At 29.2% G+C, this 8,388-nt stretch carries 13 protein-coding genes; 2 read left to right on the top strand and 11 right to left on the bottom strand.

All coding sequences use genetic code 11. The features are described 5' to 3' along the window. Nucleotides 1-59: 59 nt before the first annotated feature. Nucleotides 60-485 (bottom strand): hypothetical protein, encoded by a 426-nt coding sequence (locus ABVS04_RS12185; protein ID WP_368031008.1) that lies wholly within the window; start codon nucleotides 483-485, stop codon nucleotides 60-62. 107 nt (nucleotides 486-592) lie between these two features. Here ABVS04_RS12185 and ABVS04_RS12180 point away from each other — a divergent pair, with 107 nt between their 5' ends. Continuing rightward, nucleotides 593-1,012 (top strand): peptidylprolyl isomerase, encoded by a 420-nt coding sequence (locus ABVS04_RS12180; protein WP_368031007.1) that lies wholly within the window; start codon nucleotides 593-595, stop codon nucleotides 1,010-1,012. A 59-nt stretch (nucleotides 1,013-1,071) separates the two neighbouring features. On the opposite strand, the gene ABVS04_RS12175 is transcribed toward ABVS04_RS12180, so the two are convergent. Next, nucleotides 1,072-1,383 (bottom strand): EthD family reductase, encoded by a 312-nt coding sequence (locus tag ABVS04_RS12175; RefSeq protein WP_368031006.1) that lies wholly within the window; start codon nucleotides 1,381-1,383, stop codon nucleotides 1,072-1,074. Between the two features lie 150 nt (nucleotides 1,384-1,533). Here ABVS04_RS12175 and ABVS04_RS12170 point away from each other — a divergent pair, with 150 nt between their 5' ends. Continuing rightward, nucleotides 1,534-1,659 (top strand): hypothetical protein, encoded by a 126-nt coding sequence (locus tag ABVS04_RS12170; protein WP_368031005.1) that lies wholly within the window; start codon nucleotides 1,534-1,536, stop codon nucleotides 1,657-1,659. On the opposite strand, the gene ABVS04_RS12165 is transcribed toward ABVS04_RS12170, so the two are convergent. The 9 genes from ABVS04_RS12165 to rpmJ form a co-directional block, all read right to left on the bottom strand. Beyond that, on the bottom strand, nucleotides 1,651-1,920 hold the full coding sequence (locus ABVS04_RS12165; RefSeq protein WP_368031004.1) for a hypothetical protein: 270 nt from the start codon (nucleotides 1,918-1,920) through the stop codon (nucleotides 1,651-1,653). The two genes, ABVS04_RS12170 and ABVS04_RS12165, sit on opposite strands and share 9 nt — an antisense overlap. A gap of 324 nt (nucleotides 1,921-2,244) precedes the next feature. Then, the gene (guaB, locus tag ABVS04_RS12160) at nucleotides 2,245-3,690 is read right to left on the bottom strand and encodes an IMP dehydrogenase (protein ID WP_368031003.1); all 1,446 of its coding nucleotides are present in this window, start codon (nucleotides 3,688-3,690) and stop codon (nucleotides 2,245-2,247) included. Nucleotides 3,691-3,710: 20 nt separating this feature from the next. After that, nucleotides 3,711-5,069 (bottom strand): Asp-tRNA(Asn)/Glu-tRNA(Gln) amidotransferase subunit GatA, encoded by a 1,359-nt coding sequence (gene gatA, locus ABVS04_RS12155; protein ID WP_368031002.1) that lies wholly within the window; start codon nucleotides 5,067-5,069, stop codon nucleotides 3,711-3,713. 168 nt (nucleotides 5,070-5,237) lie between these two features. Next, the gene (rplQ, locus tag ABVS04_RS12150) at nucleotides 5,238-5,588 is read right to left on the bottom strand and encodes a 50S ribosomal protein L17 (protein ID WP_368031001.1); all 351 of its coding nucleotides are present in this window, start codon (nucleotides 5,586-5,588) and stop codon (nucleotides 5,238-5,240) included. Nucleotides 5,589-5,601: 13 nt separating this feature from the next. Then, nucleotides 5,602-6,600 (bottom strand): DNA-directed RNA polymerase subunit alpha, encoded by a 999-nt coding sequence (locus ABVS04_RS12145; RefSeq protein ID WP_368031000.1) that lies wholly within the window; start codon nucleotides 6,598-6,600, stop codon nucleotides 5,602-5,604. A 17-nt stretch (nucleotides 6,601-6,617) separates the two neighbouring features. Then, complete coding sequence (gene rpsD, locus ABVS04_RS12140; RefSeq protein ID WP_368030999.1) at nucleotides 6,618-7,244, bottom strand: 30S ribosomal protein S4; 627 nt, start codon at nucleotides 7,242-7,244, stop codon at nucleotides 6,618-6,620. Nucleotides 7,245-7,254: 10 nt separating this feature from the next. Then, nucleotides 7,255-7,647, bottom strand: a complete 393-nt coding sequence (gene rpsK / locus ABVS04_RS12135; RefSeq protein WP_368030998.1) for a 30S ribosomal protein S11 — start codon at nucleotides 7,645-7,647, stop codon at nucleotides 7,255-7,257. 10 nt (nucleotides 7,648-7,657) lie between these two features. Next, nucleotides 7,658-8,026: a 30S ribosomal protein S13 gene (gene rpsM / locus ABVS04_RS12130; protein ID WP_368030997.1), complete on the bottom strand. Its 369-nt coding sequence runs from the start codon at nucleotides 8,024-8,026 to the stop codon at nucleotides 7,658-7,660. A 5-nt stretch (nucleotides 8,027-8,031) separates the two neighbouring features. Beyond that, nucleotides 8,032-8,145, bottom strand: a complete 114-nt coding sequence (gene rpmJ / locus ABVS04_RS12125; protein ID WP_172126513.1) for a 50S ribosomal protein L36 — start codon at nucleotides 8,143-8,145, stop codon at nucleotides 8,032-8,034. Between the last annotated feature and the right edge of the window lie 243 nt (nucleotides 8,146-8,388).

Below are 8,388 nucleotides of genomic sequence, written 5' to 3'. Positions count from 1 at the left end.
TAAAGATTTAGAACAAATCATTCATATGCTCAGAGTTTACACTAAAAAACAATTAGGTTTTATGTGCGAAAGTTGAGATAGTTATTTAAAATATCAACTTTTTTATTTACTAAATTTGTTTGAATTGTATAAGAATCTTCTAATCTATTTATTTCATTTTTCTGCGTAGAAAAAAAATCTTTTAAACTTTCTAATTTTTCTTTTTTAGAATTTAGTTTATCTATTTTTTTAGAAATATCATTTTCCAATTTTGAATCAGGAACAAAAAGTATATCAATTGGTTTTCCATTTGGTGAATAATCAAATATATTAGTGTTAACTTGAGTTTCTAAAGTATGTTCTATCTCATCAATTATAGTTTTTAATTGTTGAATAGAGAGTTTATCGTAATAGAAATTATCAATTTTACCAATTTTTATTTGTTCATAAGAAGCAAAGCAGTTAGTAAAAAAAATAATAAGTAAATATAAAAATTTATTCTTCATAAAACATTTTAATAAAAAGAAGTTTCAGAATTACTTATATTTATTTATTATTTTATTTTTATATAATTTTCTTTTGATATAGTAAAAGGCATAAAAAAAGGATAAAAATGGCAATTAAAATTAACCAAATGGTAGAAATGTTTTACGAATTAAAAATAGAAAATGAAATAATAGATTCAAATGTTGAAAAAGAACCAATCACTTTTTCTTATGGTTCAGGACAAATTATTTCAGGCTTAGAAAGTAGAATAATAGATATGAATGAAGGCGAAACAAGAACAATAAAAGTACCTGCAAATGAAGCATATGGGGAATATGATGAAACTTTAACTCAAATTGCTCCAATAGAAGATTTTGAAGGAATCAATCTAGAAATAGGAATGACACTAGAGGGAGAAGATGAAAATAATGAAATATTAAGAGCCACTGTAATTGATGTAACAAAAGAAGATGTAACTGTTGATTATAATCATCCATTAGCTGGCTGTGAATTAGAATTTAAAGTTATTATTAAAAGTATTATTTAATACTCCTATCTTTACACTTTTACTTGATTATAAATATAAATTTATAATCAAGCATAATATTAGATTTTAATTTTACTAATTTGAAGTTCAGGTTGGCAATTTGTAAAATTAGGAATATCAGAGAGTAGTTCTTCTGAATGAATTCCAAATATGTTTTGAAAAGCTTCTATTGATTCAAATGACATATGAGTCATAACTATATATTTAGGTGCTTCATCAGAACTTCCACCTGCTATTCCAAAATCTACTTGTACATTTTTTAAAGCCTGTGCTAATAAGTTTGATACCAAAGGCATATGCTTATTAATATAATATTCTTTATCAAACACTAGATTTTGCAAATTTGGATATAAAACACTTACTTTTATCATAATATATTCCTATTTTTAAATTTAACTATTAATCAGCCATTTAAAAGTCTAACATAGAAATATAGCTTGAATATATCCATATAATTATTTATAATAAGGAATTTAAAAATCTTTTAGATACACTAAATCTAAGTTTAAAGGATGATATAGATGAATAAAAAAGCTAAAACAAATGATGAAAAAAAGCTTATCTATGAAAAAGTGTCAGGATTCAAAACATATAGCGTAAAAGATTTTATTGACTATGAGATTGAAAAAGAGGAAAACTTATTTTAATTTTTCTTCTTCATCTTTTTTTGGTGGTGCTGGCAATAAATTATTAAAATCATAAGGAATAATATTATGTTCTATTTTTTCAGTAAAATCATATAATTTAACACAAATTCCAAATAAAATAAACCATCCAAATATTTGATTTAAAATAGATATAGAAAAAACTATACCAATAATTACTCCTAAAATACCAATTTTTATAAAATAATTATCAACTTTTTTTATTTTTATTAGTTTATAATACTCTTTTATTTTGTCTAACATATTGATTTCCTTTAACTTTAAAATGAAATTATAATTATTATATATGAAAAATTTATGAATTAACTTAAGATTTTATTGAGAATATATAAAGTTAGATTAATTCTTAAAATTAAAAAGATAATGTGAGCAATATATATAAAGTGATGTTAGAAATATTAGATTTTGAAGTTAATCAAGGCGAAGTTTGAATTTTAAGCGAAGCGTACAGAAGGAGGAAAAACTTGTGCCAAAAGGCACAAGGCAAACTTACCGCGTCACGTGAGCATTAAAATTCAAACTTCAACGCAGAGTAAATTTAAAAGATGATGTTTATAACATCATCTTTTAAATGTGGTAGTTCGGAGCTTCGTTCGTAATTGTAACATCATGAACATGTGATTCTTTTAATCCAGCACTTGTAATCTCAACAAATTCTGCAGTTGCTTGGAATGTAGTAACATCTTTAGAACCTAAATATCCCATTGAAGATCTTAATCCTCCAACCATTTGATGAATAATATCAGAAATACTACCTCTATATGGAACCATACCTTCAATTCCTTCAGGTACTAATTTATCAGCAGCTGTTCCTTCTTGGAAATATCTATCTGTACTTCCTTTAGTCATTGCACCAATTGAACCCATACCTCTATAAGTTTTGAATTTTCTACCTTGACTTAAAACTACTTCACCAGGACTCTCCTCTGTTCCTGCTAATGCAGATCCCATCATAACAGCACTTGCTCCAACAGCTAATGCTTTTGCAACATCACCAGAGTATCTAATTCCACCATCTGCAATAATTGGAGTACCAGTTTTAGCACCTTCAGCAGCACACTCATCTATAGCAGAAATTTGAGGAACTCCAACGCCCGCAACGATTCTTGTTGTACAAATAGATCCAGGTCCAATTCCAACTTTAACAGCATCAGCTCCAGCTAAAATTAAATCAGCAGTAGCTTCAGCAGTAGCAACATTTCCAGCTATAATTTGAACATCCATTTCAGCTTTTATAGCTTTTACTGTATCCAAAATACCTTTTGAGTGGCCATGTGCAGAATCTAAAACTAAAACATCAACACCAATAGCGACTAAAGCTCTTGCACGATCAATTTGTCCAACACCAATTGCAGCACCAACTCTTAATCTTCCGAATTCATCTTTATTTGCATTTGGATGTTCTCTTTTTTTATTAATGTCTTTAATTGTAATTAATCCAATTAATTTATTTTTTGAATCCACAATTGGTAATTTCTCAATTTTATTTGCATGCATAACTTCAGCTGCTTCTTCTAAAGTTGTACCTTCTTTTGCAGTAACTAAAGGCATAACTGTCATTTTATCAACAGCTTTTTGAGTAAAATCTTTAGTAAATCTCATATCTCTATTTGTTAAAATACCTACTAAAATATTATTATCATCAACAACAGGAACGCCTGAGATTTTATAAGAAGCCATGATATCTTCTGCATCTTGTAAAGTTTGCTCTGGTTTTATAGTAATTGGATCAATAATCATTCCAGATTCTGATTTTTTAACTTTTTTACACTGTAAAACTTGAGTATCTATATCCATATTTTTATGAATAATTCCAATACCACCAAGTCTAGCCATTGCAATTGCAGCTTCGTATTCAGTTACTGTATCCATAGCAGCACTAATAAAAGGAATATTTAATCCTATTTTTTTAGTAAGTTTTGTTTTAATACATACATCTCTTGGTAATACTTCTGATTTAGCTGGTACTAATAATACATCTTCAAATGTTAATGCTCTTTTTCTAATTCTCATTTTATAATCCTAGTTAATATTTATTTATAATTGATAGCTTTTTCTAATGATAAAGCACCGTCAAATAGTGTTTGTTCTTCATATGCATTTGCAATAAATTGAAGACCAACAGGCATTCCATTTTCATCCTTATCCACTGGTAATGAAATAGCAGGAAGTCCTGCAAGATTTACTGAAATTGTATAAATGTCACTTAAATACATCTCTAAAGATGTTTTAAATGAACCAAATTTAGGTGCAGTTGTTGGAGCAACTGGAGATAAAATCAAATCTGCTTCTTCAAATATTTCTGAATATTCATCTTTAATTAAATGTCTTACTTTTTGCGCTTTTATATAATAAGCATCATAATAACCTGAACTTAATACAAATGAACCTAACATAATTCTTTTTTGTACTTCATCACCAAAACCTTGTGATTTAGTTTGAATATACATATCTTTAAGTCCAGCATCACCTTTTCTATTTCCATATCTAACACCATCAAATCTAGCTAGATTTGCAGATGCTTCAGCAGTTGCCACAATATAATAAGCAGATACAATTTTTTGCGTGTCTAACATATTTTTATGAATAATTTTATGTCCTGCTTTTTCTAAAGCTATAACTGCTTTTTCAAAACCTTTTTGTACAGCAGGGCTTGCTTGTGAAACAAAATTATCTATAACTGCAATAGTCAATTTTCTTTCACTATTTAATTTTGGAGCAACAGCCTCATAAACTACATTTGCTGAAGTTGAATCCATTGGATCGTGCCCTGAGATAATATCATATAATATAGCCGCATCTTCAACATTTTGTGTAATTGGTCCGCATTGATCTAATGATGAAGAATATGCGGTAATTCCATATCTTGAAACTCTTCCATAAGTTGGTTTCATCCCTACAACACCACAATAAGCGGCAGGTTGTCTAACTGAACCACCTGTATCAGTTCCTAGAGCAGCAATTGCAATTCCAGCAGCAACAGCAGCAGCACTTCCACCACTACTTCCACCTGCTGTTTTTTCTTTATCATGAGGATTTAATGTTTTACCATAACAAGAAGTATCTGTGCTACTTCCCATGGCAAATTCATCCATATTAGCACGTCCAAAAGGACTTAATCCAGCTTTTTTTAAATTCTTAATTACAGTAGCATCATAAGGACTTACATAGCCTTTTAAAATGTTACTGCAACAAGTTATATTCCAATCTTTAACATTAATTATATCTTTTATAGCTATTGGAATTCCAAAACCTGATTGTGAAATTTCTGAAGAAGTTAATTGTTCAACATAGGCACCTATGTCGTTTTCTTTTATTTTTTGATTTAAATCATTTCTTAATTTTTCTATATCTTCACTAGTTAAAGATAGTGCATCTTTTAGGGTTATCAATCGCGTCTCCTATGTTCTACAGATGTAGTATTACGCTGGATTTTATCAAAAAGATGATTAAAAAAAGATTATAATTTAATTTTTTAAGGAAGTTTTATTTTTATTTATAAATAAAAAAAGGGACAGAACATCTGTTCTATCCCCTTTAAAAAGTATTCTAAGTATTTACTATACGAATGAAATGAATGCCATTGGAGTAGCATCCCCTCTTCTAATTCTAGTTTTAACTATTGAAGTATATCCACCATTTCTACCTTCGTATTTTGGTGCAATTTCATTAATTAATTTTTTAGTAGCTTCTTTACTTTGTAAAGCTGCAAATACAAATCTATGTGTATTTAAATCAGCATTTCTAGCAGATGTTACTAATTTCTCAATATATCTTTTTAATTCTTTTGCTTTAGGAACAGTTGTTTCAATTTTTTCTCTTTCGATAATCGCAATTGCCATGTTTTTTAACAATGCTTTTCTATGAGAAGAAGTTCTACTTAACTTTCTATATCCGTGCTTATGTCTCATATTAAACCCTTAATTATGCTTTTAGTTGCTCTAATTTTCTTCTTAATGCAGAAGCAACATTTTCTGGAAGTGTATTTTCAACTGGGTAACCTAGTGATTCTAACTTTTCAGCAATCTCATCATAAGATTTTTTCCCAAGATTTTTAATATTTTTAACTTCAACTTCACTCATAAGTACTAATTCACCTAAGAATTTAAGTCCAGCTCTATCTAAAGAATTGAAACTTCTAGCACTTAAATTTAAATCATCAATTTTAATAACTAATTCTTTAAGTTCAACTGGCTCTTCACCACTTTCACTTACTGTTACCTCAGATAAATCAAATACTTTATTAAATACCGACATTTGCGCATACATAACAGATACAGCTTCTTTAAAAGCAGTAATTGGAGAAATTTGTCCATTTGTTTGTATTGTAAATACAGCTTTTTCAAAGTTAGGATTATCTTCAACTAACATTTTTTCAATATCATAAACCACTTTTTTAACAGGTGTAAAGAAAGCATCGATTGGTATAAAATCAGGTCCAACAATATCTCTAATGTCTTCTGATGGCATATAACCAATACCTTTTTGAATAATAACTGAAAACGTTAAGTTACAGTCACTATTTATAGTTGCTAAATGAACATCTTTTGATACAATTTCTACATCAGAATTTACAAGGTCTTCACCTTTAATTTCTCTTGGTCCATTGAAAGAATACTCAACAGTAACTTGATCTTTATCACCATTTATTTTAAACTTAATATTCTTTAAATTTATAACAAAAATAGCTATATCTTCTAACATACCTCTTAATGAGTCAAACTCGTGAGAAGCTCCTTCGATTTTTACTGCAATTGGTGCATAACCAACTGAAGAACTTAAAAGAAGTCTTCTTAAAGGGTGTGCTAAAGTAATAGCAAAACCATCTTCAAATGGATATGCTGATATTTTAGCTTCATTATCACTGATAGCTTCTATTTCAACTTCAGTTGGTAAAAACGGTGTCTCTGCAAATTTTTTCATTAACTACCTTTTACTTATTATTTAGAATATAACTCTACGATTAATCTTTCTTCAACAGGAATAACAACTTCTTCTCTAGCTGGGATTCTTGTGAAAATTCCAAATACTTTATCTTTATCTACATTAACCCAATCAACCATTCCAGTTTGATTTGTTAATTCTAAAGCTCTTACAACTTGAGGATTAGATTTAGATTTTTCTTTAATTTCTACTTTTTGTCCAGCTTTAACGATGAAAGAAGGAATATCAACTTTTTTACCATCTACTAAAACGTGTCCATGAGTTGTAAATTGTCTAGCATTTGCTCTAGTTGTAGCAAATCCCATTCTAAATACAACATTGTCTAATCTTTGCTCGATTAAAGTAATTAGGTTAGCCCCTGTATTACCTTCTCTTCTAGCTGCTTCTTTAAAGTATTTTCTGAATTGTTTTTCAGAAACACCATACATAAATTTAGCTTTTTGTTTTTCTCTTAATTGTAAACCATACTCAGAAATTTTAGCTCTTCTTTGTCCGTGTTGTCCTGGAGCAAATGGTCTTTTTTCTAAAGCACTTTTACCTGATAATCTTCTCTCACCTTTAAGTCCAAGATCTGCATCAAGTCTTCTTTCGATTTTTTCTACTGGTCCTCTATATCTTGCCATTATTTACTCCTTACACTCTTCTTCTTTTAGGAGGTCTACAACCATTGTGTGGTAATGGTGTAACATCTTTTAACCAAGTAATTCTAACTCCGTCCATAGCTCCTACTGCTTTAACAGCTGTATCTCTACCTGAACCAGGTCCTTGAATTTTAATTCCTACGTTTTTGATTCCGTGTTCCATTGCTTTTGCCATAGCATCTTCTACTGCTGCTTGAGCTGCGAATGGAGTTGATTTTTTAGAACCTTTAAATCCTAAGTTTCCAGCACTTGACCATGCGATTGCGTTTCCTGCATTATCTGTAACTGTAACCATTGTATTGTTAAAACTTGCAGCAATATGTACGATACCGTCAGCAATATTTTTTCTTACAATTTTTTTTCTAGTAACTTTTCTTTTTGCCATCTACAATCCCTTATTTAGTTGCTGCACCAACAGTTTTCTTTTTACCTTTTCTTGTTCTAGCATTAGTTTTAGTCTTTTGCCCTCTACAAGGTAAACCTTTTCTATGTCTTAAACCTCTGTATGAACCTAAATCCATTAAAGCTTTAATATCCATAGCAACTTTTTTTCTTAAATCACCCTCAACTAAATAGTTGTCTTGGATTTCTTTTCTGATAATTGCTGCTTCGTCTTCTGATAATTCAAAAGCTCTTTTGTTGTAATCAATTCCAACTGCATCTAAAATTAATCTAGAATTATGTAATCCGATTCCGAAGATATACGTTAACGCATATTCCATTCTCTTTTTATTTGGTAAATCAACACCCGCGATTCTTGCCATGTGTCTTATCCTTGTCTTTGTTTGTGTTTTTTAGTTTCGCAGATTACTCTTACTACACCACTTCTTTTGACAATTTTGCATTTGTCACACATTTTCTTTACTGAAGCTCTTACTTTCATAAGCCTGTCTCCTCTTTCTTTGTGTTTGTTTCCGATTTATCAACAGGAAAAAGCAATAAAAAATAAATACTTTACTTTTAGCTTTTACCAACTCTTTATAAAATAAATCTATATTTTATAAAAACTTCCTCGATTGTTGAAAAATGGAGTTGGATTATAATTAATTTTTACTTAAAGCTTGTTGAATCTATTTAAGATTTGTTTTATTTAATTATAATTATAGTAGTATTTACAAAATAAATT

Origin of the sequence: Arcobacter sp. s6 (assembly GCF_040884245.1) — a bacterium.
Classification (GTDB): domain Bacteria; phylum Campylobacterota; class Campylobacteria; order Campylobacterales; family Arcobacteraceae; genus Aliarcobacter.
Note: the sequence above shows the minus strand (reverse complement) of the source record. Positions and strands in the feature narration are given on the sequence as shown.

Bases quoted from the DNA above. Each gene is read 5' to 3' on its own strand.
- ABVS04_RS12185 (WP_368031008.1), bottom strand. From the start codon at position 485: ATGAAGAATAAATTTTTATATTTACTTATTATTTTTTTTACTAACTGC.
- ABVS04_RS12180 (WP_368031007.1), top strand. From the start codon at position 593: ATGGCAATTAAAATTAACCAAATGGTAGAAATGTTTTACGAATTAAAA.
- ABVS04_RS12175 (WP_368031006.1), bottom strand. From the start codon at position 1,383: ATGATAAAAGTAAGTGTTTTATATCCAAATTTGCAAAATCTAGTGTTT.
- ABVS04_RS12170 (WP_368031005.1), top strand. From the start codon at position 1,534: ATGAATAAAAAAGCTAAAACAAATGATGAAAAAAAGCTTATCTATGAA.
- ABVS04_RS12165 (WP_368031004.1), bottom strand. From the start codon at position 1,920: ATGTTAGACAAAATAAAAGAGTATTATAAACTAATAAAAATAAAAAAA.
- guaB (WP_368031003.1), bottom strand. From the start codon at position 3,690: ATGAGAATTAGAAAAAGAGCATTAACATTTGAAGATGTATTATTAGTA.
- rplQ (WP_368031001.1), bottom strand. From the start codon at position 5,588: ATGAGACATAAGCACGGATATAGAAAGTTAAGTAGAACTTCTTCTCAT.
- ABVS04_RS12145 (WP_368031000.1), bottom strand. From the start codon at position 6,600: ATGAAAAAATTTGCAGAGACACCGTTTTTACCAACTGAAGTTGAAATA.
- rpsD (WP_368030999.1), bottom strand. From the start codon at position 7,244: ATGGCAAGATATAGAGGACCAGTAGAAAAAATCGAAAGAAGACTTGAT.
- rpsK (WP_368030998.1), bottom strand. From the start codon at position 7,647: ATGGCAAAAAGAAAAGTTACTAGAAAAAAAATTGTAAGAAAAAATATT.
- rpsM (WP_368030997.1), bottom strand. From the start codon at position 8,026: ATGGCAAGAATCGCGGGTGTTGATTTACCAAATAAAAAGAGAATGGAA.
- rpmJ (WP_172126513.1), bottom strand. From the start codon at position 8,145: ATGAAAGTAAGAGCTTCAGTAAAGAAAATGTGTGACAAATGCAAAATT.